The 25,726-nt window shown below is 71.4% G+C and carries 22 protein-coding genes and 1 pseudogene; 20 read left to right on the top strand and 3 right to left on the bottom strand.

Annotated features, from left to right (window positions below; all coding sequences use genetic code 11):
- Window positions 1–166: 166 nt before the first annotated feature.
- Together ACFRAL_RS06050 and ACFRAL_RS06045 are read right to left on the bottom strand one after the other, a co-directional pair.
- On the bottom strand, window positions 167–2,248 hold the full coding sequence (locus ACFRAL_RS06050) for a hypothetical protein (RefSeq protein ID WP_378881320.1): 2,082 nt from the start codon (window positions 2,246–2,248) through the stop codon (window positions 167–169).
- A 33-nt stretch (window positions 2,249–2,281) separates the two neighbouring features.
- Window positions 2,282–2,608, bottom strand: a pseudogene (locus ACFRAL_RS06045) (SIR2 family protein); the annotation flags it as partial.
- 633 nt (window positions 2,609–3,241) lie between these two features.
- On the opposite strand from ACFRAL_RS06045, the gene pyrR reads away from it, so the two are divergent.
- The 13 genes from pyrR (at window position 3,242) to ACFRAL_RS05980 (ending at window position 18,791) form a co-directional block, all read left to right on the top strand.
- Window positions 3,242–3,772, top strand: coding sequence for a bifunctional pyr operon transcriptional regulator/uracil phosphoribosyltransferase PyrR (pyrR, locus tag ACFRAL_RS06040; RefSeq protein WP_336397980.1), 531 nt, complete (start codon window positions 3,242–3,244; stop codon window positions 3,770–3,772).
- The gene (locus ACFRAL_RS06035; RefSeq protein ID WP_378880806.1) at window positions 3,769–4,782 is read left to right on the top strand and encodes an aspartate carbamoyltransferase catalytic subunit; all 1,014 of its coding nucleotides are present in this window, start codon (window positions 3,769–3,771) and stop codon (window positions 4,780–4,782) included. Before pyrR ends, ACFRAL_RS06035 begins: the two co-directional genes overlap by 4 nt.
- Window positions 4,779–6,089 carry a dihydroorotase gene (locus ACFRAL_RS06030; RefSeq protein ID WP_378880804.1) on the top strand — a complete coding sequence of 437 codons (1,311 nt, stop codon included), beginning with the start codon at window positions 4,779–4,781 and terminating at the stop codon, window positions 6,087–6,089. The genes ACFRAL_RS06035 and ACFRAL_RS06030 overlap by 4 nt, the downstream gene beginning before the upstream one ends.
- Window positions 6,086–6,595: a hypothetical protein gene (locus ACFRAL_RS06025; RefSeq protein WP_378880802.1), complete on the top strand. Its 510-nt coding sequence runs from the start codon at window positions 6,086–6,088 to the stop codon at window positions 6,593–6,595. The genes ACFRAL_RS06030 and ACFRAL_RS06025 overlap by 4 nt, the downstream gene beginning before the upstream one ends.
- Window positions 6,592–7,749, top strand: coding sequence for a glutamine-hydrolyzing carbamoyl-phosphate synthase small subunit (carA, locus tag ACFRAL_RS06020; RefSeq protein ID WP_336397976.1), 1,158 nt, complete (start codon window positions 6,592–6,594; stop codon window positions 7,747–7,749). The genes ACFRAL_RS06025 and carA overlap by 4 nt, the downstream gene beginning before the upstream one ends.
- Window positions 7,742–11,029: a carbamoyl-phosphate synthase large subunit gene (gene carB / locus ACFRAL_RS06015; RefSeq protein WP_378880799.1), complete on the top strand. Its 3,288-nt coding sequence runs from the start codon at window positions 7,742–7,744 to the stop codon at window positions 11,027–11,029. Before carA ends, carB begins: the two co-directional genes overlap by 8 nt.
- Window positions 11,026–11,859, top strand: coding sequence for an orotidine-5'-phosphate decarboxylase (gene pyrF / locus ACFRAL_RS06010; protein ID WP_378880796.1), 834 nt, complete (start codon window positions 11,026–11,028; stop codon window positions 11,857–11,859). Before carB ends, pyrF begins: the two co-directional genes overlap by 4 nt.
- A gap of 1 nt (window position 11,860) precedes the next feature.
- A complete protein-coding gene (gene gmk / locus ACFRAL_RS06005; protein ID WP_378880793.1) occupies window positions 11,861–12,802 on the top strand; it encodes a guanylate kinase in 942 nt (313 codons plus the stop codon).
- An 89-nt stretch (window positions 12,803–12,891) separates the two neighbouring features.
- Window positions 12,892–13,146 carry a DNA-directed RNA polymerase subunit omega gene (rpoZ, locus tag ACFRAL_RS06000; protein ID WP_194398411.1) on the top strand — a complete coding sequence of 85 codons (255 nt, stop codon included), beginning with the start codon at window positions 12,892–12,894 and terminating at the stop codon, window positions 13,144–13,146.
- Window positions 13,147–13,258: 112 nt separating this feature from the next.
- Window positions 13,259–14,452, top strand: coding sequence for a methionine adenosyltransferase (gene metK / locus ACFRAL_RS05995; RefSeq protein WP_378880790.1), 1,194 nt, complete (start codon window positions 13,259–13,261; stop codon window positions 14,450–14,452).
- Window positions 14,453–14,462: 10 nt separating this feature from the next.
- Complete coding sequence (locus ACFRAL_RS05990) at window positions 14,463–16,484, top strand: primosomal protein N' (protein ID WP_378880788.1); 2,022 nt, start codon at window positions 14,463–14,465, stop codon at window positions 16,482–16,484.
- Window positions 16,485–16,500: 16 nt separating this feature from the next.
- Window positions 16,501–17,424 (top strand): methionyl-tRNA formyltransferase, encoded by a 924-nt coding sequence (gene fmt / locus ACFRAL_RS05985; protein ID WP_378880786.1) that lies wholly within the window; start codon window positions 16,501–16,503, stop codon window positions 17,422–17,424.
- Window positions 17,421–18,791 carry an RsmB/NOP family class I SAM-dependent RNA methyltransferase gene (locus ACFRAL_RS05980; protein WP_378880783.1) on the top strand — a complete coding sequence of 457 codons (1,371 nt, stop codon included), beginning with the start codon at window positions 17,421–17,423 and terminating at the stop codon, window positions 18,789–18,791. The genes fmt and ACFRAL_RS05980 overlap by 4 nt, the downstream gene beginning before the upstream one ends.
- 48 nt (window positions 18,792–18,839) lie before the next feature.
- Here ACFRAL_RS05980 and glsA read toward each other — a convergent pair whose 3' ends face one another.
- Entirely contained in the window at window positions 18,840–20,012 is a 1,173-nt protein-coding gene (gene glsA / locus ACFRAL_RS05975; protein ID WP_336397968.1) for a glutaminase A, read from the bottom strand.
- Window positions 20,013–20,032: 20 nt separating this feature from the next.
- Between glsA and rpe the strand changes: the two genes are divergently transcribed.
- The 7 genes from rpe (at window position 20,033) to ACFRAL_RS05940 (ending at window position 25,681) form a co-directional block, all read left to right on the top strand.
- Complete coding sequence (gene rpe / locus ACFRAL_RS05970; RefSeq protein ID WP_378880779.1) at window positions 20,033–20,731, top strand: ribulose-phosphate 3-epimerase; 699 nt, start codon at window positions 20,033–20,035, stop codon at window positions 20,729–20,731.
- Window positions 20,732–20,784: 53 nt separating this feature from the next.
- Complete coding sequence (locus ACFRAL_RS05965; protein WP_344091978.1) at window positions 20,785–21,048, top strand: phosphoribosyl-ATP diphosphatase; 264 nt, start codon at window positions 20,785–20,787, stop codon at window positions 21,046–21,048.
- Window positions 21,049–21,091: 43 nt separating this feature from the next.
- The gene (hisG, locus tag ACFRAL_RS05960) at window positions 21,092–21,934 is read left to right on the top strand and encodes an ATP phosphoribosyltransferase (RefSeq protein WP_336397966.1); all 843 of its coding nucleotides are present in this window, start codon (window positions 21,092–21,094) and stop codon (window positions 21,932–21,934) included.
- On the top strand, window positions 21,934–22,710 hold the full coding sequence (gene hisF / locus ACFRAL_RS05955; protein ID WP_336398062.1) for an imidazole glycerol phosphate synthase subunit HisF: 777 nt from the start codon (window positions 21,934–21,936) through the stop codon (window positions 22,708–22,710). The genes hisG and hisF overlap by 1 nt, the downstream gene beginning before the upstream one ends.
- Window positions 22,707–23,060 (top strand): phosphoribosyl-AMP cyclohydrolase, encoded by a 354-nt coding sequence (gene hisI, locus ACFRAL_RS05950; RefSeq protein WP_336397965.1) that lies wholly within the window; start codon window positions 22,707–22,709, stop codon window positions 23,058–23,060. Before hisF ends, hisI begins: the two co-directional genes overlap by 4 nt.
- A 154-nt stretch (window positions 23,061–23,214) precedes the next feature.
- Window positions 23,215–25,056, top strand: a complete 1,842-nt coding sequence (locus tag ACFRAL_RS05945) for a cell wall-binding repeat-containing protein (protein ID WP_378880774.1) — start codon at window positions 23,215–23,217, stop codon at window positions 25,054–25,056.
- 13 nt (window positions 25,057–25,069) lie between these two features.
- The gene (locus ACFRAL_RS05940) at window positions 25,070–25,681 is read left to right on the top strand and encodes a Trp biosynthesis-associated membrane protein (RefSeq protein WP_378880771.1); all 612 of its coding nucleotides are present in this window, start codon (window positions 25,070–25,072) and stop codon (window positions 25,679–25,681) included.
- Window positions 25,682–25,726: the final 45 nt, after the last annotated feature.

The raw sequence follows: 25,726 nt of genomic DNA, 5'->3' as shown, positions 1-25,726 counted from the left end.
GTCGCCTCCACCGCGTGAAGGCCGGTCCCGTACGGGGCCGGCCTTCACACGATGGATGGAACACACAAGATCACACAGCCAGCACAGTGAAACGCCGGAGAATCGGACGGGCACCGTTCGCGTCGGCTGTTCCAGCCGCACCACAAGCGGACTAGGTGCTGCGCACTTACGACCGACGCCGTCGCCTCCGAACTGGTGCTCGATTCCTGCGCACATCGGCATGCAAGACTCCGTCGATCGTGCGGATCGCAACGTCGTCGATGGAGGCCTTCAGCGCCGCGGTGAAGGATGAGTAGCCGCCCCAACCCTGCCGGTGCCCGGGGTAATACGAGGCCGCTTGCCGTGCGAGATCGCGTACGGGAGCGGGCAGTTGCGCTTCCGAGACAGCCCGCCGGATGGCTGCTGTCACCTCCGGGACGTTCGCGTGAGCGGTCGTTTCCTCAATCGAGACAGCGCCCACGGTCACGCTCGCGCCCGGCTGATATTCCAAGAACTCCCGCGAAAGCCGCTCGGCTCGATCGATAAGATCGAAGCCGTCATCCGCACTCAATCCGACTCGCAGGATGGTGTACGCCGTACGCCAATCAGATGCGACCCGCTCCGTGGCATCCTCACCTACGAGCCCTCGCTGAGCGCGATCGCTCAGCGTCCGAACGAGCTTCAGCCCCCCCTGAAGCTGAGCGAGTCGCGAGACGTGCCCACCGTCCGCCCCGATGGCCTGCTCAAATGCCGTGTACGAGCGCTCGTAGTAGGTCTCCCAAAGCTCGTCGCCTTCTGCAGACAAAGCCGTCGCCCTCGCGATGAGGACCGTGCCTAGGGTCGTATACGTATACGAGTCTTCTTTGATCGTCACCGCGCGTTCCGCAAACGATTCCGCTCGTGGCCAGTCCTCAACACGACGCGCATAGATGGCACGCTGCTCCCAATAGCGGGCATTCCATGCGCCGAAGCGGTCACGAATACTCTCGTAGAAGACTTGAAGGTCGGCGTGGGGAAAGATTTGTCTCAGCATGTCAGCCCCCATGAGGCTTCCGACGAGCACCGCGGCCCTGTTCTGCTGCCGAAGGCTCTGCCGGTTATCGAGCGGGGCGAGCGCGTTCAGCATCACAGCCAGACGCGGAAGAAAGTCTTCACCCGTCGCCCGTTGGAGCGCCGCGATTCCGCGTTCGCGCTGACGAGGGCGCAGCAGACCATTTACGACCGCCACGAGTGCCCCCAAGTGATCGTTCTGCTCGATCGCAGCCTGGATCGCTTGTACGGACACTCCCACGGCGAAGCTCGCCTCTTGTAGGCCTACTTGTGAGCCCGCATGCGACGAGAGAGCAAGCAAGAAGACGAGGTCCTGCTGCCACTCGTCGTAGAGGTTTCGAATCTCTCGGTCTAGTCTTGCGCGAAACCCCGCTCCATGCTCGACCTCGCCCATCGCTGAGAAGACGTCGCGACCCTCGAAATGCGACAACCGGTCCGACGGATCCCCCAGGCGTTCCAAGGCGCCCAAGCGACCGTGCGACGACAGCACTTCAAGAAGCGCTCGCCCATCGGCTCGTGTTCGCTCCAGCGACACCCGAGTGACCTGGACTGGCACACCGCCAGTCAGTTGATCTTCCACCAAGTCCTGGTTGCTAGAGCGCTCTGCGAACAATACGTACAACGACACCTCCGGCTCCTGCGATGCCAGGCGTGTCAGCTCGCGAATATCCCGCGCGAAATCGTGACCGCCGTCGACGATTAGCAGCACAGGGGACCGCTCCCTGCAGTAGTCCAACACCTGCATCGGGTCAAGCCGGGAGGAGCGATCGAACCAGACGACGGTCGCATTGCGCGAATCCGCCGAGCTTGCGAGCCACAGTACTCCGGACGTGATGCCTGTCAATCGGGCCGCGAGCAAGACGCGGATGGTGATTCGGTCACCTCGGCCAGCAATCCATCTTTGGACCTCAGCGTCAATCGAATGCATCCATGAGAATCCCGCGACAAGGCCTGTTACGGCATCCGACCAAAGTGGATCGTCGCCCGCCAAGTAGTCATGCGACACCGGCGAGGGCGGGACATGGCTTCGGGTGAGCTGCTGCAGTTGAGGAATGTTGACCCCCACGGACTGGTAGAGCCGCCCCAGCGCCTCGCCTTCGAGGCCGAAAGTAGCCTGCCAGGATTCCACAAAGTCTTCTGCGGTCGCCTGCACGACCAAGTAGCCCGCCCGTTCAAGTTCCCACTTGTTTCCCGGCGTGATGCCAGGGTCCACCACCACCGACGGCGCGTCGTTGCTTGGCCTTGAAGCCAGGACCACCGCCTCGACGTCGGGATCTCCAAGAATGCTCGTACCTATGAGTACAACTGGTTCCGCGGACAACACCCCTTGAAACACCTGATGCCATACTCGCCGCGCGGACGCAGCTCCATGGTATTCACCGAGGGAGAAGATGATGGGAGTTGGATGTGGTGATGAGATGCTGCCGTGGAGGTGAACAAGTTCGACCTCTGAGGAGTCGGCGTACTCATCCGCCCAATTAATGACCTTCAGTCGGCGATACCCTTGGCGCGTCCCCCGCCTGTATGCGCGTTCGTATGCGTCATCGATGTTTAGCGTCCAGGTTCGGCGCCAGGGCATCGAGGCGAGCGATGTAAACCATCCCGCGTGATCGCTACCGAGAAAGATGTCACGCAGCTGGGCGTACACTTTGTCCGCACCAGCTGACGTAACCGCCCGCTGGTATGCGCGCATGAGCGGGCCGTCTGGTTCAATATGCGCATCCGAGAATGATCTGGCAAGCCTCCTCACGAGGTCCCCGCTACCCGGGACCGGCTTCCCCTGGCGGTTCTTTGCACCGATACTCGCGCCGGCACCGAGAACGAGTTGATACCTGCCACCCCGTACTGCCGCTCGCGCAGCATCCAACCGGTCCCCGAAAACGCTCGCCAGATCAATCCCAGACATTCCGCCCATCCCTATCCGCCCCCACCGCGGCGCCCGACGCCACGCGACTACGCGTCAACATACAGCGATCATCAGCGTGACCAGCGCAGGTGTCGCCATACTTTGTCGTGAAAGTCCGCCAGCTCGTGTCGCCGAGTCAAGTGCCGGTATGTGATGCAATAGAAACAATTGTCGACTCCGCAAAGCGAAAATGTCGCCGATGCCTCGCCAGCCCCAGCAGTCCTGGCCGGCCTTCGCCGTGCCGTAGGATGGACGACGATCGCAGCAACCTTTAACACCGTCCTGTGAGGCGGAGAAGGGAGCCGGATGAGCACGCGCACCGTGCTGCACGAGGCCGACATCGCCCGAGCACTGACTCGGATCTCGCACGAGATCCTCGAGTCCAACAGAGGCCCCGACGGCCTCGTCCTCCTCGGCATCCCCACCCGCGGCGTCACGCTCGCCCACCGCATCGGCGCGCTCGTCGAGCAGTTCGGCGGAGCTTCGGTCGCCGTCGGCGCGCTGGACGTGACGATGTACCGCGACGATCTGCACCGCAACCCCACGCGCGCACCCCAGCCCACCCAGATCCCCGCGGGCGGCATCGACGGCAAGGTGGTCGTGCTCGTCGACGACGTGCTGTTCTCGGGCCGGAGCATCCGGGCGGCGCTGGATGCCCTGCAGGACATCGGACGACCGGCGGCCGTGCGCCTGGCGACCCTCGTCGACCGGGGCCACCGCGAGCTGCCCATCCGCCCCGACTTCGTCGGGAAGAACCTCCCGAGTGCGCGCGACGAGCGGGTGAACGTCCGTCTCACCGAGACCGACGGCCGCGAGGAGGTGACGATCGAGTCATGAGGCACCTCCTGGACACCCAGACGCTCGGCCGCGAGGACGCCCTGCGCGTGCTCGACGTCGCCGAGGACATGGCCGACACCCAGCAGCGCGAGGTGAAGAAGCTGCCGACGCTGCGCGGCAAGACCGTCGTCAACCTCTTCTTCGAGGACTCGACGCGGACGCGCATCTCGTTCGAGGCGGCCGCCAAGCGCCTGTCCGCCGACGTCATCAACTTCTCCGCGAAGGGCTCGAGCGTCTCCAAGGGGGAGTCGCTGCAGGACACGGCGCAGACGCTGCAGGCGATGGGGGCGGATGCCGTCGTCATCCGTCACGGTGCCTCCGGCGCCCCGCGCACGCTGGCCACGAGCGGGTGGATCAGCGCCGGCGTGGTCAACGCCGGCGACGGCACCCACGAGCATCCCACGCAGGCCCTGCTCGACGCGTTCACGATCCGCAGGCGCCGCTTCGGCCGGGAGAGCCGCGGACGCGACCTCGCCGGGGTCAAGGTCGCCATCGTCGGCGACATCCTGCACTCCCGCGTCGCGCGCTCGAACGTTTGGCTGCTGAACACGCTGGGCGCCGCGGTCACACTCGTCGCCCCGCCCACGCTCGTCCCGCAGGACATGTCCGGGTGGCCCGTGTCGGTCGTGTACGACCTCGACGAGGCGATCTCCGGCGCTCCGGACGCCCTCATGATGCTCCGCATCCAGCTGGAGCGCATGAACGCGGCGTATTTCCCCACTGAACGGGAGTATTCGCGCCGCTGGGGCCTGGACGCACGCCGCCTGGCCGCGCTCGGAGCCGATAGCATTGTCATGCACCCCGGACCCATGAACCGGGGCCTGGAGATCTCCGCCGAAGCCGCCGATTCGCCGCGCTCGACCGTGCTCGAGCAGGTGGCGAACGGCGTCTCGGTGCGCATGGCCGCGCTCTACCTGCTGCTGGCGGGAGCGGAGCGCACCACGGCCGACGACATCCCTGCGACGGACATCCCCGCGGCGGATCGCACAGCGAAGGAGAACACCCGATGAGCGAGACCTTCCTCTTCCGCGGAGCGCTGATCGAGGGCAGCGGCGCCGCCGACGTGATCGTCTCGGACGGTGTGATCGCCGAGATCGGCGCCGGCCTGAGCCGCATCGGCGCGACGACGGTCGACGTCGGCGGGCTCGTTCTTCTCCCCGGCCTGGTCGACCTGCACACGCATCTCCGCGAGCCCGGGTACGAGGCATCCGAGACGATCCTCACCGGGTCCCGCGCCGCCGCCGCCGGCGGCTACACGGCCGTCTTCGCGATGCCGAACACCTCACCGGTCGCCGACACCGCCGGCGTCGTCGAACAGGAGCTCGCCCTCGGCGAGGCCGCCGGGTACGTCACCGTGCAGCCGATCGGTGCCGTCACCGTCGGGCAGAAGGGCGAGCGCCTGGCCGAGCTCGGCGCGATGGCGGACTCCCGCGCCCGCGTGCGCGTCTTCAGCGACGACGGCTTCTGCGTGTGGGACCCGCTCATCATGCGGCGCGCCCTCGAGTACGTGAAGGCGTTCGACGGCGTCATCGCGCAGCACGCCCAGGACCCCCGGCTGACCGAGGGCGCCCAGATGAACGAGGGCGCCGTGTCGGCCGAGCTCGGCCTGGCCGGCTGGCCCGCCGTCGCCGAGGAGTCGATCATCGCGCGCGACGTCCTCCTCGCCGAGCACGTCGGCTCGCGCCTGCACGTGTGCCACCTGTCGACGGCCGGTTCGGTCGAGATCATCCGCTGGGCCAAGAAGCGGGGCGTCGACGTCACCGCCGAGGTGACCCCCCACCACCTCCTCCTCACCGACGAACTGGTGCGCGACTACGACGCGCGCTTCAAGGTGAACCCGCCGCTGCGCCGCGAGGAGGACGTGATCGCGGTGCGCGAGGGCCTGGCCGACGGCACGATCGACATCGTCGCCACCGATCACGCGCCGCATCCGGCGGAGGCGAAGGCCTGCGAGTGGCACGCGGCCGCGAACGGCATGGTGGGGCTGGAGAGCGCGCTGCGGGTCGTGCAGCAGTCGATGGTCGACACGGGTCTCATCACCTGGGGAGACGTCGCGCGGGTCATGTCGCGGGAACCCGCGCGCATCGGCCGGCTCTCGGGCCACGGCACTCCGCTCACCGAAGGCCAGCCCGCCTCCCTGACGTTCTACGACCCCTCGCCGCGGCGCACCTTCACCGCCGGTGACCTCCGCGGCCGCAGCGTCAACTCGCCCTACCTCGGGCGGGAACTCCCGGGTGACGTGCGGTGGACCCTCCACGGCGGCACGGCCACGGTCGCCGACGGCGCCCTCCTGGACGCACCGGGGGTCCGCGGATGACCCGAGAAGGCGCACTGGGCATCATCGTCGCCGTCACGGTCGTGCTCCTCGCCCTGCTCGTCTGGGCATGGCGACGACGCACCCGTCGTGACGCGCATCTCGCCGCTCCCGTGGGCGAGATCCCCCCGGGCGCCACCACCCGTTCGTCGTGGCCCGCGCTCTATGTGGCGACCACCCGGCACGGCCAGCCGCTGGAGCGCCTCGCCATCGGCGGCCTGGGCTTCCGCTCGCGGTCCGACGTCACGGTGACCGACGCCGGCATCGCCCTCGACGTGACCGGCCGGCCGCGGGTCTTCCTCGCCGCCGACCGGATCCAGGACGTCGCGCAGGCGACGGTGGCGATCGACCGCGTGGTCGAGCGCGACGGCCTCGTCCGCCTCGCCTGGCGCCTCGACGACGGCACCGTCGTCGACTCCTACTTCCGACCTCAGGATGCCTCCGCCCGCGCCCTCGCCGACGCCATGGCCGCCATCCTTCCCCCGACCCAGACGGGAACACGCGCATGAACTCCCTCTTCCAGACCGACCCCGCCGTCCTGGTGCTCGAGGACGGCACCCGCCACGTCGGGCGCGCCTACGGCGCCATCGGCACGACGCTCGGCGAGGTCGTCTTCTCCACCGGGATGACCGGCTACCAGGAGACCCTCACCGACCCCTCGTACGCGGGCCAGATCGTGCTGCAGACCGCGCCCCACATCGGCAACACCGGCATGAACCGCGAGGACCCCGAGTCACGGCGCATCTGGGTGTCCGGGTACATCGTGCGCGACCCCTCGCGCGTGGTGTCGAACTGGCGGGCCGACGAGTCGCTCGACGACGCGCTCGTGAACGACGGCGTGGTCGGCATCAGCGGCATCGACACGCGCGCCGTCACGCGCCACATCCGGTCGGCAGGAAGCATGCGCGGCGGCGTCTTCTCCGGCGAGGCCGCGGGGATCGACCCGGAGGAGCAGCTGCGCCTCGTCCGCGAGGCGCCCGAGATGGCGGGCCGGAACCTCTCGGCCGAGGTGTCGGTCGCGGCCGCCGAGGTCACGAAGGCGACGGGGGAGCGGATCGGCAACCTCGCGGTGCTCGACCTCGGCGTCAAGCGGGCCACGGTCGACAACCTCGCAGCACGGGGCTTCGACGTCCACGTGCTGCCGCAGGACGTCTCCATCGACGACATCCGCGCGATCGACCCGGTCGCGGTGTTCTACTCCAACGGCCCCGGCGACCCCGCCGCCTCGGGGGATCACGTCGACCTCCTCCGCGGCGTCCTCGACGACGGCCTGCCGTTCTTCGGCATCTGCTTCGGCAATCAGCTGCTGGGGCGCGCCCTCGGACTCGGCACGTACAAGCTGCCGTTCGGCCACCGCGGGATCAACCAGCCGGTCCTCGACAAGGCCACCGGCCGCGTCGAGATCACCGCGCACAACCACGGGTTCGCCGTCGACGCCCCGGTCGAGGGCGCGTTCGACAGCCCGAACGGCTACGGCCGCATCGAGGTGAGCCATGTCGGCTTGAACGACCAGGTCGTCGAGGGACTGCGCGCGCTGGACATCCCGGCGTTCTCGGTCCAGTACCACCCCGAGGCGGCGGCCGGCCCGCACGACGCCAATTACCTGTTCGACCGCTTCCGCGACCTGGTCGTCGCGACCCTGGAGACCAAGAAGAATGCCTAAGCGCGACGACATCCACTCCGTCCTCGTCATCGGATCCGGTCCGATCGTCATCGGCCAGGCGGCCGAGTTCGACTACTCGGGCACGCAGGCCTGCCGCGTGCTGCGCGAAGAGGGCATCCGGGTCATCCTGGTCAACCCCAACCCGGCCACGATCATGACCGACCCCGACTTCGCCGATGCCACCTACATCGAGCCGATCACCCCCGAGGTGATCGAGACGATCCTCGCCAAGGAGAAGCCGGACGCCATCCTGCCGACGCTCGGCGGGCAGACCGCCCTCAACGCGGCGATGGCTCTCCACGATCGCGGCATCCTGGACAAGTACGGCGTCGAGCTCATCGGCGCGAAGGTCGACGCCATCCGCAAGGGCGAGGACCGCCAGATCTTCAAGGAGCTCGTCCTCGAGGCGGGCGCCGACGTGGCCCAGTCCGTCATCTGCCACTCGATGGACGACCTGATCGAGGGCGCCGAGAAGCTCGGATACCCGCTGGTGGTGCGTCCGTCCTTCACGATGGGCGGCCTCGGCTCGGGCTTCGCGTACGACGAGGCCGACCTCCGCCGCATCGGCGGTGCCGGCCTGCACGACTCGCCCACGAACGAGGTGCTCCTGGAGGAGTCCATCCTCGGGTGGAAGGAGTACGAGCTCGAGCTCATGCGCGACACCGCCGACAACACGGTCGTCGTCTGCTCCATCGAGAACGTCGACCCGGTCGGCGTCCACACCGGCGACTCGATCACCGTCGCCCCCGCTCTCACCCTCACCGACCGCGAGTACCAGAAGCTCCGCGACATCGGCATCGACATCATCCGGGCCGTCGGCGTCGACACCGGCGGGTGCAACATCCAGTTCGCCGTCGACCCCGCGACCGGGCGCATCATCGTCATCGAGATGAACCCGCGCGTGTCGCGCTCGTCGGCGCTGGCCTCGAAGGCGACGGGATTCCCCATCGCGAAGATCGCCGCGAAGCTGGCGATCGGCTACCGCCTCGACGAGATTCCCAACGACATCACGAAGGTGACGCCGGCGAGCTTCGAACCGACGCTGGACTACATCGTGGTGAAGGTCCCGCGCTTCAACTTCGAGAAGTTCCCGGCCGCCGACACCACGCTCACGACCACCATGAAGTCGGTCGGCGAGGCCATGGCGATCGGTCGCAACTACGCCACGGCCCTGCAGAAGGCGCTCCGCTCGCTCGAGAAGCGCGGCTCGAGCTTCCACTGGGGCGACGAGGACCGGTCGGTGGCCGAGCTCCTGGAGATCGCGAAGACGCCCACCGACGGCCGCATCGTCGTCCTGCAGCAGGCGCTTCGCAAGGGGGCCACCGTCGAGCAGGCCTTCGACGCCACCAAGATCGACCCGTGGTTCCTCGACCAGATCGTGCTCATCAACGAGGTCGCCGAGTTCGTGCGCCGGGCGGGGGAGTTGGATGCCGCCACCCTCCGCATCGCGAAGGAGCACGGCTTCAGCGACGCCCAGATCGCGCAGCTGCGCGGCGACACGGAGGCCGAGGTGCGGGGCGTCCGCCACGGGCTGGGCATCCGCCCGGTCTACAAGACCGTCGACACCTGCGCGGGGGAGTTCCCGGCGCTCACGCCCTACCACTACTCCAGCTACGACGCCGAGACCGAGGTGTCCGCCTCCGAGCGCACCAAGGTCGTCATCATCGGCTCGGGCCCCAACCGCATCGGGCAGGGCGTCGAGTTCGACTACTCGTGCGTGCACGCGTCGTTCGCGCTCGCCGACGCCGGCTACGAGACCATCATGGTCAACTGCAACCCCGAGACGGTCTCGACCGACTACGACACCTCCGACCGCCTCTACTTCGAGCCGCTGACGCTCGAGGACGTGCTGGAGGTGCTGCACGCGGAGTCCCGGTCGGGGAGGATCCTCGGCGTCATCTGCCAGCTCGGCGGCCAGACGCCGCTGGGCCTGGCCAAGGGCATCGAGGAGGCCGGCTACACGATCCTCGGCACGAAGCCCGCAGCGATCGACCTGGCGGAGGAGCGCGAGCAGTTCTCGCGCCTGCTCGACGACGCCGGGCTCGTCGCGCCGCGCAACGGCACCGCGATCGACGTCGAGGGCGCTGTCGCCGTGGCCGAGGAGATCGGCTACCCGGTCCTCGTGCGCCCGAGCTTCGTGCTGGGCGGCCGCGGCATGGAGATCGTGTACTCGACCGAGGCGCTGCGCGACTACTTCGTGCGCATCGCCGACCAGGCCATCATCGGCCCCGGCCTTCCGCTGCTCGTGGACCGGTTCCTCGACGACGCCATCGAGATCGACGTCGACGCGCTGTTCGACGGTGAGGAGCTCTACATCGGCGGCGTGATGGAGCACCTCGAGGAGGCCGGCATCCACTCCGGCGACTCGTCGTGCACGCTGCCGCCGGTGAGCCTCGGACGCACCGACATCGACCGCGTGCGCGAGGCGACGCGCGCCATCGCCGAGGGCGTGGGCGTGCGGGGCCTGCTCAACGTGCAGTTCGCCATCTCGGCCGGCGTCCTCTACGTCATCGAGGCGAACCCGCGCGCCAGCCGCACGGTGCCGTTCGTGTCGAAGGCGCTGGGCATCCCGCTGGCCAAGGCCGCCGCGCGCGTCATGGCCGGCGCGACCATCGCCGAGCTGCGGGGCGAGGGCATGCTGCCCGAGCAGGACGGCTCGCGCGTGCCCCTGGACGCCCCGGTCGCCGTCAAGGAGGCCGTGCTGCCTTTCAAGCGGTTCCGCACGGCGGACGGCCAGACGGTGGACTCGGTCCTCGGCCCCGAGATGCGCTCCACGGGCGAGGTGATGGGGATCGACCGCGACTTCCCGACCGCGTTCGCGAAGTCCCAGGAGGCGGCCTACGGCGGCATGCCGCAGTCGGGCACCGTGTTCATCTCGGTGGCCGACAGCGACAAGCGCGCCGTGATCCTGCCCGCCCACCGGCTGCAGGAGCTGGGCTTCGACCTCGTCGCCACGGAGGGCACCGCCGAGATCCTCGCCCGCAACGGCATCGCGGTCGACGTCGTCCGCAAGTACTCCGAGACGCACGGCTCCGGCGACACGAACATCGTCGACCTCATCAACGCCGGCGAGATCGACATCGTCGTGAACACCCCCTCGGGAGGAGCGGCGCGCGCCGACGGCTACGAGATCCGCGCCGCGGCCGTCGCCGGCGACAAGGCGCTGTTCACCACGATGGCCGTCCTCGGAGCGGCGGTCAGCGCGCTGCCGGTGCTGCGCGACGGCTTCGACGTGAAGAGCCTGCAGGAGTACGCCGCCGACCGGCGGGCGGACGCATGACCTCATTCGGCGAGCGCATCCGCGCCGAGATGGCGGCGCACGGGCAGCTGTGCGTCGGCATCGACCCGCACGCGCACCTGCTCGCCGAGTGGGGGCTGGATGTCTCGCCCGCGGGCGTGCGCGAGTTCGGCCTCCGCGTGGTGGAGGCCGCCGCGGGACGCGTGGCCGTGGTCAAGCCGCAGGTGTCGTTCTTCGAACGCTTCGGATCGGCGGGGATCGCCGCGCTGGAGGACGTGCTCGCCGCCGGCCGCGAGGCCGGGCTCGTGGTCATCGCCGACGCCAAGCGCGGCGACATCGGCTCGACGATGGACGCGTACGCCGAGGCGTGGCTCGAACCCGAATCGCCTCTGGAGGCGGACGCGGTCACGGTGAGCCCGTTCCTCGGCGTCGGGGCGCTGGAGGGCACGTTCGAGCTCGCGCAGCGCCACGGCAAGGGCGTCTTCGTGCTCGCCGCGACCAGCAATCCCGAGGCGCTGACCCTGCAGCGCGCGCATCACGCGGGCGGCGAGACCGTCTCCGCCGCCATCGTGCGGGAGGTCTCCGCGCGCAACGCCGCCGTGACGCCGGACGGCCGGTGGGGGAGCCTCGGCTTCGTCGTCGGGGGCACCGTGGACTGGGCGGATGCCGGGCTCCGGCCGTTCTCCCCGGTGGCGCCGATCCTGGGTCCCGGCTTCGGGCACCAGGGCGCCGAGCCGCACCAGCTCCGCGCGCGCTTCGGCGCGCTGTCGCAAGCGGTGATAGCGTCGGAGAGCCGCAGCATCCTGGCTGCCGGACCCGACCGGCTCGCCGCGCGCATCTCCGAGCGCGCCCTTCTCTACCGTGGTGAGTGACATGCCCGATTCGCGCACTGTACCCAATGGGGCTTCGCCCCATGCCTCCGGCGCACCTGGGCGGCCGCCCGAGGTCGACCGTGCGGCGGCATCCCGCCGTGCCGTCGCCGCCCGCCGCGAGCGCGCCGCACTGAAGAAGGACGTCGCGATGCGGGTGATCACGCCGCAGGAGCTCCTGCGGCGCGCCCTCGCCGACCCCTCATCACCGGCGGGCGCGATGCGCGTGCCCGAGTTCCTCACCGCGATCCCCGCGATCGGCGAGGGCAAGCGCGACCGCATCCTCCACGACCTCGAGATCTCGCCGGTCAAGCGTCTGGGCGGCCTCGGCTCGCGCCAGCGCGAGGATCTGCGGCGATTCCTCGACACCCGCTGGCCGGAGCTGGAGCCCCGCGGCGGCCGCAGCCGCCTCGTGGTGCTGGCCGGTCCGACGGCCGTCGGCAAGGGGACGGTCGCCGCCTACATCAAGGAGCACCACCCCGACATCCACCTCTCGGTCTCGGCGACCACGCGCGCGCCGCGCCCGGGCGAGGTCGACGGCGAGCACTACTTCTTCGTCGACGACGCCGAGTTCGATCGCATGGTCGAAGGCGGCGAGCTGCTCGAGCACGCGACGGTCCACAACGCGTACCGCTACGGCACGCCGCGCGGCCCGATCGAGAAGGCTCTCGCCGCCGGACGCACCGTCCTGCTCGAGATCGACCTCCAGGGCGCGCGGCAGGTGCGCGAGGCCGACCCGTCCGCCTCCCTGGTGTTCCTGCTGCCGCCGAGCTGGGACGAGCTCGTCCAGCGCCTCGTGGGTCGCGGCACGGAGGACGCCGCCGAACGCGCACGGCGTCTGCGGACCGCCAAGACCGAGCTGGCGTCGCAGAGCGAGTTCGACTACCGCGTCGTGAACGACGACGTGGCCCGCGCCGCCGCCGAGGTCGCCGCCCTCGCGCACTGACAGCGGCCCGTCCCGTAGACTAGTGGGATGCCTCGGCACCCGAGGCCCGCAGACTCCCACTCCTTCCATCCGATCCAGGAGGTTTCGCCATGGCCGGAACGAACCAGGGCATCATCGAGCCCCCCATCGACAGCCTGCTCGAGAAGGTCGACTCGAAGTACCAGCTCGTGATCTACGCGGCCAAGCGCGCGCGCCAGATCAACGACTACTACTCCGACCTGCACGAGGGCAACCTCTTCGACAACGTCGGTCCGCTCGTGGACTCGACGGTCGAGGACAAGCCGCTGACGATCGCGCTGCACGAGATCCACGAGGACAAGCTGCGCCTTCGCCACCTCGAGTGACCTGTGACACCCTGATGCCCCCGTCGACGGAGATGTCCGTCCACGGGGGCATACTGGTGTCCGCCCCCTCGGCGCCCACGTCCGCGTCCGAGGCCCGACAACTGGAGCATCGATGACCGAACTGCGTCTGTTCACGTCCGAGTCCGTCACCGAGGGGCACCCCGACAAGATCTGCGACCAGATCTCGGACTCGATCCTCGACGCGATCCTCACCGACGACGCCGACGGACGCGTCGCGGTCGAGACGCTGGTGACCACCGGGCTGGTCCACGTCGCGGGCGAGGTGTCCACCTCGGCGTACGTCGAGATCCCGGCCATCGTGCGCGACGTCGTCAACCGGATCGGGTACACCTCGAGCGAGACCGGCTTCGACGGCGACTCGTGCGGCGTGAGCGTGTCGATCGGCGCGCAGTCCTCCGACATCGCCGCCGGCGTCGACAAGGCGTTCGAGCGGCGCGAGGACGGCTCGGAGGATCCTCACGACCTGCAGGGCGCGGGCGACCAGGGCATCATGTTCGGCTACGCCACGACCGAGACGCCGCAGCTCATGCCGATGGCCGCTTGGACCGCTCACCGCATGGCCGAGCGCCTCGCCGAGGTGCGCCGCTCCGGCGAGCTGCCGTTCCTGCGGCCCGACGGCAAGACGCAGGTCACGCTCGGCTACGAGGGCCACACCCCCAGAACGGTCGACTCGGTCGTGCTGTCCACGCAGCACCACCCCGACATCTCGCAGAAGGCGCTGCGCGCCGCCGTGCGGGCCGAGGTGATCGACCCCGTGCTCGAGGCGACGGGGCTCGACCTCGCCGACGTGAAGTTCTACATCAACCCCGCGGGGCCCTTCGTGATCGGCGGGCCCAAGGGCGACGCCGGCCTCACCGGGCGCAAGATCATCATCGACACCTACGGCGGCGCCGCCCGTCACGGCGGCGGTGCGTTCAGCGGCAAGGACCCGTCGAAGGTCGACCGCTCCGGCGCGTACGCGATGCGCTGGGTCGCGAAGAACGCGGTCGCCGCCGGTCTCGCCGAGCGGCTGGAGGTGCAGGTGGCGTACGCCATCGGCAAGGCCAAGCCCGTGGGACTGTACGTCGAGACGTTCGGCACCGGCACGGTGGCCGACGAGGTGATCACGCGGGCCGTCCTCGAGGTCTTCGACCTGCGTCCGAAGGCCATCATCGACCAGCTCGATCTGCTGCGCCCGATCTACGCGCAGACGGCGGCGTACGGCCATTTCGGGCGGGAGCTGCCCGACTTCACGTGGGAGCGCACGGACCGCGCAGACGCGCTGCGCGCGGCCGCCGGGCTCTGACTGCGGCCGCGTGACCGCGGTGCACGACGAGCCTCAGCCCGACGAGGGCGACGCACGGCGTGGGCGTCGCATCGCCCGCGTGCTCATCGACTCCCCACTGCCACAGCTGGATCGCCTCTTCGACTACGAGATCCCCGCCGCGCTCACCGCCGATGCGGTCCCCGGCGTGCGCGTGCGGGTCCCGCTGCGCAGCGCAGGCCGGATGGTCGACGGGCTGCTCGTCGAGGTGGGGGAGCCCGATGCCGATGGGCGGCCCCTCTCTCAGCTCGAGGCCGTGGTGTCGCCGGTGCCGGTGCTGACCCCCTCGCTGTACGCCCTGGCCCGCAGGGCCGCCGACCGGGCCGCGGGTTCGGCGGGCGACATCCTGCGCCTCGCGATCCCCAAGCGCATGGTGAGGGCCGAGAAGGCCTGGCTGGCCGCAGACCCGCCGGCCCGTCCCGAGGTGGATCCCGCCCACGTCGCATGGGCGGACGACGTGCTGCGCGCGTATCCGGGGCTGGCGGAGGCGCTGGACCGCGGCGAGCGCCTCGCTGTCGACGCACCCCCCGTTCCGGCGGTGCTCGACGACGGGCGCGCGGTCGGCTCGTGGGCGGTGCTGCTCGCCGCTGCGGCGACGCACACGCTGGCCGCAGGGCGCAGCGCCGTGGTGGCGGTGCCCGACCATCGTGACCGCGCCCAGCTGGAGGCCGTGCTGGAGGCGCGGATCCCCGCCGATGCGCTCGTCCGCGACGACGCCAAGCAGAGCGGGCCGGCCCGCTACGCCGCGTTCCTGCGCACGCTGGACGCCGCGCCGTGCGTCGTCATCGGCAACCGGTCCACCGTGTACGCGCCTGTCTCCGACCCCGGGCTCGTCGCGATCTGGGACGACGGCGACCCGCTGCTCGGCGAGCCGCTCAGTCCCGGCGTCCACGCGCGCGATGCCGCCCTGCTGCGCCACGAGCTCGACGGCGGCGCGCTCGTGTTCGCGGGGCACACCCGCACCGCCGACGTGGAGCGCCTCGTGGCGATCGGCTGGGTCAGGGACCTCCCGGCCGCGCGGCGGATGAGCCCCCGGGTGGTCCTCAGCGCCACCCGTGAAGGGGAGTCGCGCGCCGCGCGCGTGCCCTCCTCGGCGTTCGCCGCGGCGCGCGAGGCGCTCTCGGGGGGACCGGTCCTCGTCCAGGTCGCGCGCCCCGGCTACGCCCCGGTCCTGGTCTGCGCGGCGTGCCGGCACCCGGCGCGCTGTCCGCACTGCGGCGGCCCCCTGCACGCCGCCCGCCACGGCGCGGTGCCGACGTGCTCCTGGTGCGGGCGCGCCGCCCACGCGTGGGCCTGTCCCGAGTGCTCCTCCACGATGCTGCGGATGGCTTCGGCCGGGAGCGAGCGCACCGCAGACGAACTGGGCCGCGCGTTCCCCGGCATCCGGGTCATCCTCGCCGACGGGGACCACCCCGTGATGCAGGTCGACGAGCGTCCGGCCCTCGTGGTCGCGACCCGCGGCGCAGAGCCTCTCGCTCTCGGCGGCTACCGGGCGGTGATCCTGCTGGACGGCGACCGGATGCTGATGGCCGACGACCTCCGCATCGGCGAGTCGTGCCTGCGCTGGTGGTCGAACGCCGCCGCCCTGGCCGCGCCCGGGGCGCCGGTCCACCTCGTCGGCGTGGCGGGCGAGATCGCGCGCGCGCTGGCCACGTGGACGCAGGCGTCGTACGCCCGCGGCGAACTGGCCGACCGTGCGCCGCTGCGCATGCCGCCCACCGTGCGGGTGGCCGCCGTGGACGGGCCGCGCACCGCCGTGGACACGGCTCTGGCGGAGCTGCGCCGGGCGGTTCCGGAGCTCGACGCGGAGGCCGTGCTGGGGCCGCTCCCGCGCGGCGAGTCGGTGCGGGCTCTGGTGCGCTTCGAGTACGCGCTCGGCGCGCGGGTCGCCGAGAGCCTGCGCGCCTCGGTCGTGAGCCAGGCCGTGAAGGGCAGGCGTCCGGCGAAGGGTCGTGCCCCCGCGGCCGCCAATACACTGAAGGTCCGGGTCGACGTGCCCGACCCCGACCTCTGATCCGTTCAGGAGCTTCATGCGCCTCGTCTTCGCCGGCACACCGGCGCCGGCTGTGCCGTCGCTGCGCCGGCTCGCGGCATCCGCCCACGACATCGCCGCGGTCGTCACCCGCCGTGACGCGCCCGTCGGGCGCAAGCGGGTGCTCACGCCGTCGCCCGTCGCGGCGGCCGCAGAGGAGCTGGGGCTCCCGGTGATCCGCGCCGATCGGCTGGACGAGGACGCCACCGGGCGGATCGCGGCGCTCGCGCCCGACCTCGGCGTCATCGTCGCCTACGGCGGCCTCGTGCGCGAGCCGCTCCTGTCGACGCCGGCGCACGGGTGGATCAACCTCCACTTCTCGCTGCTTCCGCGCTGGCGGGGCGCCGCGCCCGTCCAGCACGCGCTGATCGCCGGCGACGCGCAGACCGGGGCGAGCGTGTTCCAGCTGGTGCCCGAGCTCGACGCCGGCGATGTGTTCGGCGAGCTCGCCGTCGACATCCCGGGCGATGCGACCGCGGGCGACCTCCTCGCGTCGCTCGCGGAGGACGGCGCCGGGCTCCTCGCCGAGGTCGTGGACGCCATCGGCACCGGGGCCGCCGTCGCTCGCCCGCAGGCCGGCGAGGTCACCTACGCCGGCAAGCTCGGCGACGAGGACGGTCGCATCCGGTGGGACGAGCCGGCGCCGGCGGTGCTCGGCCGCATCCGCGGCGTCACCCCCGAGCCGGGGGCGCACACGACGATCGAGGGCGCACGCTTCAAGGTCCTGGCGGTCGCCGAGGCGCCCGCGGACGCACCCGTCCTCGCGCCCGGGATGCTCGCCCTCCACGGCAAGGAGGTCCTCGCGGGCACGGGCTCGACGCCGATCGTGCTCGACACCGTGCAGCCGGCGGGCAAGGGCGCCATGCGCGCCGCGGACTGGTGGCGGGGCCTGCGCGACGCGACCCCGGTGGCGGGATCGTGAGCCGCACGGTCGCCGCGCGCCGGGTCGCCTACGACACGCTGCGAGCGGTCCACGAGTCCGACGCCTACGCCAATCTCCTGCTGCCCACCGCGATCACGCGTGCGGGGCTCTCGACCGCCGACGCCGCCCTCGCGACGGAGCTCACCTACGGGACGCTGCGGCGGCAGGGTACCTACGACGCCGTCATCTCCATCGCCGCCGACCGTCCCGTCGCCGACATCGACCCCGCGGTGCTGGATGCGCTGCGCCTGGGCGTCCACCAGCTGCTGTCGACCCGGGTGGCCTCGCATGCCGCCGTCAACGAGTCGGTCGAGCTCGCCCGCGCGGCGGGCGGCCGCGGTGCGGGCGGGTTCGCCAACGCGGTGCTGCGGCGCGTCTCGCGCGACACCCCCGGCGACTGGATGACCCATGTGGCCGCCAGCGCCCGGTCCGATGACGAGCAGCTCGGCCTGCTGTTCTCGCACCCGGTGTGGGTCGTGCGCGCATTCCGGCGCGCCCTCGCCGCGGAAGGGCGCGCCGACGAGCTGGAAGCGCTCCTCACCGCCGACAACGCATCGCCGCGCGTCACGATGGCCGCGCTCCCGGATCTCGCCGAGGTGCCCGACGACGCCCGCCGCACGCCGTTCTCGCCGATCGGCTTCCGTCTGGGCGGCGGCGACCCCGACGCACTGGTGCGGGGATCCGAGGGGCGCGTGCGCGTGCAGGACGAAGGCTCGCAGCTGGCCGCACTCGCCCTGACGCGGGCGATGCCGGTCTCGGCGGGGGAGCGCTGGCTCGACCTGTGCGCCGGCCCCGGCGGCAAGACCGCCGTGCTCGCGGCCGAGGCGCTCGCGCACGGGGCGTCGCTCGAGGCTAACGAGATCTCGCCCGCGCGGGCGGGGCTCGTCCGCCAGGCGCTGGCCGGGGTGCCGCTGGAGGTTTCGGTGTCGGAGGAGGACGGTCGCACGCGCGCCGGCGGTTCTCCCGACACCTACGACCGGATCCTGGTGGATGCCCCGTGCACCGGCCTCGGCGCGCTGCGGCGCCGTCCCGAGGCGCGGTGGCGCAAGGCGCCCAGCGACGTCCCCGGACTCACCGAACTGCAGCGTGAGCTGCTGAACGCCGCTGTGAGCGCGCTCCGGCCGGGCGGCGTGGTCGCGTACGTCACGTGCTCGCCGCACCTCGCCGAGACCTCGGGCGTGGTGTCCGACATCCGCCGGGAGTGGGACGGCGCGCTCGAAGAGCTGTCGGCGCGCGAGGTCATCACGTCCCTGTCCGCCGCCGACCCCGGCCTGCCTCCGCAGACGGACGGCAGCGGACGCGCGCAGCTGTGGCCGCACCGTCACAACACCGACGCGATGTCGGTGTCACTCCTGCGCCGCGTCTGAGCACACTTCCGCAGCGCCGCGTCGGGGCGACGAGCCGCAACACCGGAGTCACTCGGCGAGTCGCATCGACCGGGGCATCTGCTCGAACTCGGCGCGCAGCGCGATCAGCGCCGCGCTGTGCGCGCGGCCGAGGGCGCGCGCGTCGACGGTCACCTCGGCGCCCTCGGGCAGAGCCTCCGCGATCTCGCGCAGCACCGCGACGACGCGCTCCATCCCGGCCAGGCCCAGCTCGCCGGAGAGGCGCAGCGTGCGCCCGTGGTCGGTGTCCTCGACGGTGAACGCCGGAACGGCGATGCTGTCGTGAGCCTCGAGCATGTGCATGCCGAAGCGCTCGGCCAGCGTCTCGAGCAGAGCGATGGCGCGCACGGAGTTGCCGTGCACATCGAGGCGGGGGCTGAACGCGGCGACGCCGAACTGCGAGGGGGCGACGGCGAGGAGCCCGCCGCTGACGCCGCTCTTGGCGGGAAGGCCCACCCGCAGCAGCCACTCGCCGGAGTAGTCGTACATGCCGCAGCTCGTCATGATCGACAGCACGTCGCGCGCGACCGCCTCGGCGACGACGCGCTCGCCCGTCACCGGGTTCACCCCGCCGAACGCGAGCGTCGCGGACATCACCGCCAGGTCGCGCGCGGTCACGAGCAGCGAGCACTGCCGGAAGTAGGTCTCGACCGCTGCGTCGACCGGGCCGTCGATGATGCCGTGGGACCGCAGGAGGTGGGCGAGCGCGCGGTTGCGATCGCCGGTGGCGGACTCGGAGGCGTACACCCGCTCATCGACCCACAGCGAGCGTCCCGCGAACGCGGACAGTCCGGCGACGATGTGCGCCGTCCTCTCGTCCACGCCGTCGCCGGGGATGAGCGCCGACGTCGCGATCGCGCCGGCGTTGACCATCGGGTTGGCGGGGCGTCCGGTCACCGGCTCGAGACTGATCGCATTGAACGGCTCGCCGCTGGGCTCGGCACCCACCTTGCGCAGCACGGCATCCCGCCCGCGGTCGGCGAGCGCCAGCGCCAGGACGAACGGCTTCGAGATCGACTGGATGGTGAACTCGTGGTCGACGTCTCCGACCGCGCGCACCCTGCCGTGGGGGCCCACCACCGCGAGCGCGAGCCGGTCGGGATCCGCCGACGCGAGCTCGGGGATGTACCCGGCGGGCGCGCCGCCGCCGAGGGGCCGCACATCCTCGAGGACCTCGTGCAGGAGTACGGTGATCGGATCCACGGCTCGACCATAATGGACGGGTGCTCCCGAACGACGAGACCGGCCGCGCGGGCGGCATCCGCATCAACCCCAGCATCCTCGCCGCCGACTTCGTGAACATGCAGGCAGAGCTCGCGCGCATCGCCACCGCGGACTTCGTGCACGTCGACGTCATGGACAACCACTTCGTGCCCAACCTCACGTTCGGGCCGCAGATGGTCGAGCGCGTCCAGGCGACCAGCCCCGTGCCGCTGGACGTCCACCTCATGATCACGAATCCCGACCGGTGGGCGCCCGGCTACGCCGAGCTCGGGGCCGCGTCCGTCACGTTCCACCTGGAGGCGGCGAAGGAGCCCGTGGCCCTCGCCCGGCGGCTGCGCGCGATCGGCGCTCGCGCGGGGGTCGCGGTGAAGCCCGCGACGCCGGTGGAGGGTCTGTTCGACCTGCTCGACGACTTCGATCAGATCCTCGTCATGACGGTCGAGCCCGGCTTCGGCGGTCAGTCCTTCATGCCCGAGACCATGCCGAAGCTGCGCCGGCTCGCCGACGAGGCACGCCGTCGCGGATCCTCCGTGTGGCTGCAGGTCGACGGCGGGATCGGCGAGAACACGATCGCGCAGGCCGCCGAGGCGGGCGCTGACACGTTCGTCGCCGGATCCGCGGTGTTCGGCGCCGACGACCCCGCGAACGCCATCGCGGGGCTGCGCGCCACGGTCGCCGCCCACCACCACGTGCACTGAGCCGCGGCGTCACGCGGCACCGGGGCGTCCCGGCCGGACGGTAACCTGTGATGGTGAAGACGTTCGACGCGCTGTACGCCGAGCTGGCCGCGAAGGCGGCCGAGCGCCCTGAGGGATCGGGCACCGTCGCGCAGCTGGACGCGGGCGTCCACGCGATCGGCAAGAAGATCGTGGAGGAGGCCGCCGAAGTCTGGATGGCGGCCGAGTACGAGTCGACGGATGCCGCAGCCGAGGAGATCTCGCAGCTGCTGTACCACCTTCAGGTGCTGATGCTCGCGAAGGGGCTGAGCCTCGAAGACGTCTACCGACATCTCTGAGCGCGCGTCCCCGTCCGCCCTCGAACCCGAAAGCCCCGCTGCCATGCTGCGAATCGCCGTGCCGAACAAGGGCTCGCTCGCCGAGACCGCCTCCGAGATGCTCCACGAGGCCGGCTACATCGGCCGCCGCGACCCGAAGGACCTCCACGTCATCGACCCTCAGAACGAGGTCGAGTTCTTCTATCTGCGCCCCAAGGACATCGCGACCTACGTCGGCTCGGGTGCACTCGACGTGGGCATCACCGGCCGCGACCTGCTCCTGGACGCCCGCATGCCGGGCGCGCGCGAGATCGAGGCCCTCGGCTTCGGCGACTCGACGTTCCGCTTCGCGGGCCCGCCCGGACGCTTCGCCGACGTGAAGGACCTCCAGGGCTTCCGCGTCGCCACGGCGTACCCGGGTCTCGTCGACGCGTTCCTGGACGACCACGGCGTCGCCGTGGACCTGGTGCCGCTGGACGGCGCCGTCGAGTCGGCGGTCCGTCTGGGAGTGGCGGATGCCGTCGCCGACGTCGTCTCGACGGGCACCACGCTCCGTCAGGCGGGCCTGGAGATCTTCGGCCCCGTGCTGCTGCAGTCCGAGGCGGTGCTCATCACCTCGCCCACCGAGGCGGAGGGGACCGACACGCTGCTGCGCCGCCTGCGCGGCGTCATGGTCGCCCGGCGGTACGTGATGGTCGACTACGACCTCCCGGCCGAGCTCGTCGACGACGCCGTCAAGATCGCTCCGGGCATCGAGTCGCCCACGATCTCGCCGCTGCGCGATCCGGCGTGGGTGGCGGTGCGCGTGATGGTGGCCCGGAAGGGGGTCAACCAGGTCATGGACGCGCTGTACGCGATCGGCGCCCGCGCGATCCTGGTCACGGCGATCCACAACGCGAGGCTGTGATGGGCCTCGTCTGCCGCGTCATCCCCTGCCTCGACGTCGCCGCCGGACGCGTCGTCAAGGGCGTCAACTTCCAGAACCTGCGCGACATGGGCGATCCCGTCGAACTCGCGCGGGAGTACTTCCGCCAGGGCGCCGACGAGATCACCTTCCTCGACGTCACCGCCACCGTCGACGAGCGCTCCACGACGTACGACGTCGTCCGGCGCACCGCCGAAGAGGTCTTCATCCCGCTCACCGTCGGCGGTGGCGTGCGCTCGGCCGACGACGTGGCGCGGCTGCTCTCCGTCGGTGCGGACAAGATCGGCGTCAACTCGGCGGCGATCGCCCGCCCCCCGCTCCTGGACGAGATCGCCGACCGCTTCGGCGCGCAGGTGCTGGTGCTGTCGCTGGACGTCAAGCGCTCGCCGGCGACCGCGTCCGGCTTCGTCGTGACGACGCACGGCGGGCGCACCGAGACCACCCTCGACGCGCTGGACTGGGCGCGCGAGGCGATCGAGCGCGGCGCGGGCGAGCTCCTGGTGAACTCCATCGACGCCGACGGCACCAAACAGGGCTTCGACCTCGAACTCGTCGCCCTCATGCGCGAGCTCTCCAGCGTCCCCGTGATCGCCTCGGGCGGCGCGGGCAAGGCGTCGGACTTCGGGCCCGCCATCGCCGCGGGCGCGGACGCGGTGCTCGCGGCATCCGTCTTCCACTCGGGTCAGCTCACCATCGGCGACGTGAAGGCGGCGATGATGGCCGAGGGCATCGCGGTGCGGGAGGTGGCCGCGGCATGAGCGAGACGGTCGACGAGCGCATCGCGCGCGTGACGTTCAACGGCGACGGGCTCGTCGCCGCGATCATCCAGCAGTGGGACTCCCGCGAGGTGCTGATGCTCGGATGGATGGATGCCGAAGCCCTGCGCCGCACGCTCACCGAGGGGCGCGTCACATTCTGGTCGCGCTCCCGTCAGGAGTACTGGCGCAAGGGAGACACCTCCGGCCACATCCAGATCGTGCGCGGCGCCCGCCTGGACTGCGACGGCGACGCGGTGCTGGTCGAGGTGGAGCAGGTCGGGCCCGCGTGCCACACCGGCACGCGCACGTGCTTCGACGCCGACGATCTCGAGCCCACCCGCGGCGTCTGACACCCCGCGTGACGATCTGCCCGGATCGCGCGGCCGTTCGGTAGCGTGTCACCCAGTGGCGGGCGCTCCGGTCCGGCGACCCGCCGGCCGACTGCGACGCCGACGGCACCACGGGGGCGATGTGACGGCGACGGCCAGACGACTTTCGACGGCCATGACGGTGATCGCCGTCCTCATCCTGGGGGTGCTGTCGCCATGGTCGCCCCCGGCGAGCGCCGCCACCGCGATCGACCGCGTGGCCGGGGCCGACCGGTACGCGGTCTCGGCCGCCGCGAGCGCGCGCGCCTTCCCGAGCGGCGCCCGTGTGGCCTTCCTCGCGAGCGGGCACGTGTTCGCCGACGCGCTCGCGGGCGCACCGGCGGCGACCACGCTCGGCGGTCCTGTGCTGCTCACGCAGCCGTCGGGGCTGCCGCCGGCCATCCGCGACGAGCTCGCGCGACTCGCCCCGACGCGCGTCGTGATCTTCGGCGGTGCCGGCGCCGTGTCCGACACGGTGGCCGAGCAGGTCCTCGAGCTCGTCGGGGTGGCACCCGAACGCTGGTCCGGCGACGACCGGTACGGATCGGCCGTGGCGATCAGCCGGCAGAGCCACCCCGCCGGGGCGCCGGTGGTGTTCCTGGCCAGCGGCGAGATGTTCCCCGACGCGCTGAGCGGCGCACCGGGCGCCTCGGCGCAGTCGGCGCCCGTGCTCCTCACCGCGGCCGAGGCGCTGCCCGATGTGATCGAGACGGAGCTCGTCCGCCTGCGGCCCGGCCGGATCGTCATGCTCGGCGGCGCCGGCTCCGTGTCGGACGGCGTCGCCGAACAGGCCCGCGCGCTCACGGGCGCCGCCGTCGAGAGGTGGTCGGGCACCGACCGCTACGCCACCGCGGCCGAGGTGAGCCGGCGGACGTTCACCGCCCCGGCGCAGACCGTCTACCTCGCCAGCGGCACCGAGTTCGCCGATGCCCTCTCCGGCGCGCCGGTGGCCGGCCGCGAGCGGGCGCCGGTGCTGCTCACCCGGGCCGACGCGCTTCCCGGGCCGACGATGACCGAGCTGCGGCGGCTGAAGCCCGCGCGCGTGGTCATCCTCGGCGGAGACGCGGCAGTCTGGCCCCAGGTCGCGCAGCACCTCGCCTTCATCGCCGCGGAGCTGCCGCAGGCGACAGGCGGACGGCTGACCCGCAGCACGGAAGTGCACGCGGGGGAGTGCCTGTCCTCGCCGAACGGCGCGCACGCACTCTGCGTGAGTGCCGACGGCCGCATCGAGGTCCGCAGCGGCGGCGCGTCGCTGTGGCAGTCCGGGTCGTCCGGCCGCAGCGCCGGGGCGCTGCGCATCGGAACCGACGGGAACCTGGTCCTCGTGGCGATCGACGGAAGCGTGATGTGGCAGTCCAGCACGGCCGGGACTGCCGCGGTCGAGCTGGTCGTCGGCGACGACGGCGACGTCAACCTGCGCACCTCGACCGGCCAGGTGGTCTGGTCGACCATGACGAGTCCGAGCTCCCCGCGGTGGCGGATGCCCTATCTGTCCGGTCAGTGGTGGGCGGCCGGCGCCCCGCACAGCAACTCCGGCGGGACGGGTGCCCGTGGTTCGCTGGACTTCGGCCCGACCGCCGGCGGGGATCGCCGTGTGGTGGCGATCGCCGACGGCGTGGTGTACCGCGTCCAGTGCCAGTCCGGCTCGTACCTCGGCATCAACCACGCCGGAGGGTGGCAGTCCACCTACTACCACCTCGTCAACTATCAGAACCACCTCGTCGGCCAGCGCGTGACGGCCGGGACCTACCTCGGCGACGTGGGGCGGACGGTGCCCTGCGGCGGCGGCGCGACCTTCGACCACGTCCACCTCGTCATCCGGCGCGGCGGCGTCCCGGTCTCGGTCGAGGGCATGAGGTTCGGCGCCTACACCGCGCGCAGCGACGGGCGGGACTACTGGGGCTTCTGGACCGACGCGTGGGGCAACCGGGTGCTCACGGCCCCCGGAGGTGCGCGCTGCTGCCTCCCTGCGGAGTGACTACAGTGAACGGGTGATCCGCCGCTCCCGCATGCTCGCCGTCGTCGTCGCCGCCCTGTGCGGGGCGGTCGGGGTCATCTCGTCGACGCAGACGTGGCTGACCGTCGTCCTGCGAGACGGCGCCCAGGAGGCGCTCGAGGTGCCCGGCGCATCCGCGATCCCCGTCCTGGCCCCGCTCAGCCTCGCCGCCCTCGCTCTGGGGGCGGCGCTGTCGATCGTCGGGCTCGTCCTGCGCTACGTCTTCGGCACGCTGGCCATCCTCATCGCCGGCGTCCTCGCGTGGCTGACCGTCCCGGTGGTGTTCGCGCCGCCGGTGGCGGCGGTCGCCGCCGTGGTGACGGGATCGACGGGCATCGCCGGTGAGGCATCCGTCGCAGCGCTCGTCGCCGGCATCGACACGACGCCGTGGCCGGCGGTGACCCTGGTCGTGTGGGTGGTCCTGTTCGTCACGGGCGTCTTCGTGCTCGCCACCGCGCACACGTGGCCGCGCAGCGGACGCCGGTACCGCACCGACGATGCGGCGGCGTCTTCCGCTCCGGCCGGATCCCGCCCCCACGACGCCGCAGGATCGCGGGCCATCGACGACTGGGACGACCTGTCGCGTGGCCAGGACCCCACCGCCTGACCGCTAGACTGGCGACATTCCGCGCTTCCCAGGCTTCACCGAGGA

This window comes from Microbacterium sp. NPDC056736 (genome assembly GCF_042790415.1).
Classification (GTDB): Bacteria; Actinomycetota; Actinomycetes; order Actinomycetales; family Microbacteriaceae; genus Microbacterium.
The sequence above is the reverse complement of the archived record's forward strand: the minus strand, read 5'-3'. Positions and strand labels throughout refer to the sequence as shown.

Bases quoted from the DNA above. Each gene is read 5' to 3' on its own strand.
- pyrR (WP_336397980.1), top strand. From the start codon at position 3,242: ATGAGCACGCGCACCGTGCTGCACGAGGCCGACATCGCCCGAGCACTG.
- ACFRAL_RS06035 (WP_378880806.1), top strand. From the start codon at position 3,769: ATGAGGCACCTCCTGGACACCCAGACGCTCGGCCGCGAGGACGCCCTG.
- ACFRAL_RS06030 (WP_378880804.1), top strand. From the start codon at position 4,779: ATGAGCGAGACCTTCCTCTTCCGCGGAGCGCTGATCGAGGGCAGCGGC.
- ACFRAL_RS06025 (WP_378880802.1), top strand. From the start codon at position 6,086: ATGACCCGAGAAGGCGCACTGGGCATCATCGTCGCCGTCACGGTCGTG.
- carA (WP_336397976.1), top strand. From the start codon at position 6,592: ATGAACTCCCTCTTCCAGACCGACCCCGCCGTCCTGGTGCTCGAGGAC.
- carB (WP_378880799.1), top strand. From the start codon at position 7,742: ATGCCTAAGCGCGACGACATCCACTCCGTCCTCGTCATCGGATCCGGT.
- pyrF (WP_378880796.1), top strand. From the start codon at position 11,026: ATGACCTCATTCGGCGAGCGCATCCGCGCCGAGATGGCGGCGCACGGG.
- gmk (WP_378880793.1), top strand. From the start codon at position 11,861: ATGCCCGATTCGCGCACTGTACCCAATGGGGCTTCGCCCCATGCCTCC.
- rpoZ (WP_194398411.1), top strand. From the start codon at position 12,892: ATGGCCGGAACGAACCAGGGCATCATCGAGCCCCCCATCGACAGCCTG.
- metK (WP_378880790.1), top strand. From the start codon at position 13,259: ATGACCGAACTGCGTCTGTTCACGTCCGAGTCCGTCACCGAGGGGCAC.
- fmt (WP_378880786.1), top strand. From the start codon at position 16,501: ATGCGCCTCGTCTTCGCCGGCACACCGGCGCCGGCTGTGCCGTCGCTG.
- hisG (WP_336397966.1), top strand. From the start codon at position 21,092: ATGCTGCGAATCGCCGTGCCGAACAAGGGCTCGCTCGCCGAGACCGCC.
- hisF (WP_336398062.1), top strand. From the start codon at position 21,934: ATGGGCCTCGTCTGCCGCGTCATCCCCTGCCTCGACGTCGCCGCCGGA.
- hisI (WP_336397965.1), top strand. From the start codon at position 22,707: ATGAGCGAGACGGTCGACGAGCGCATCGCGCGCGTGACGTTCAACGGC.
- ACFRAL_RS05945 (WP_378880774.1), top strand. From the start codon at position 23,215: ATGACGGTGATCGCCGTCCTCATCCTGGGGGTGCTGTCGCCATGGTCG.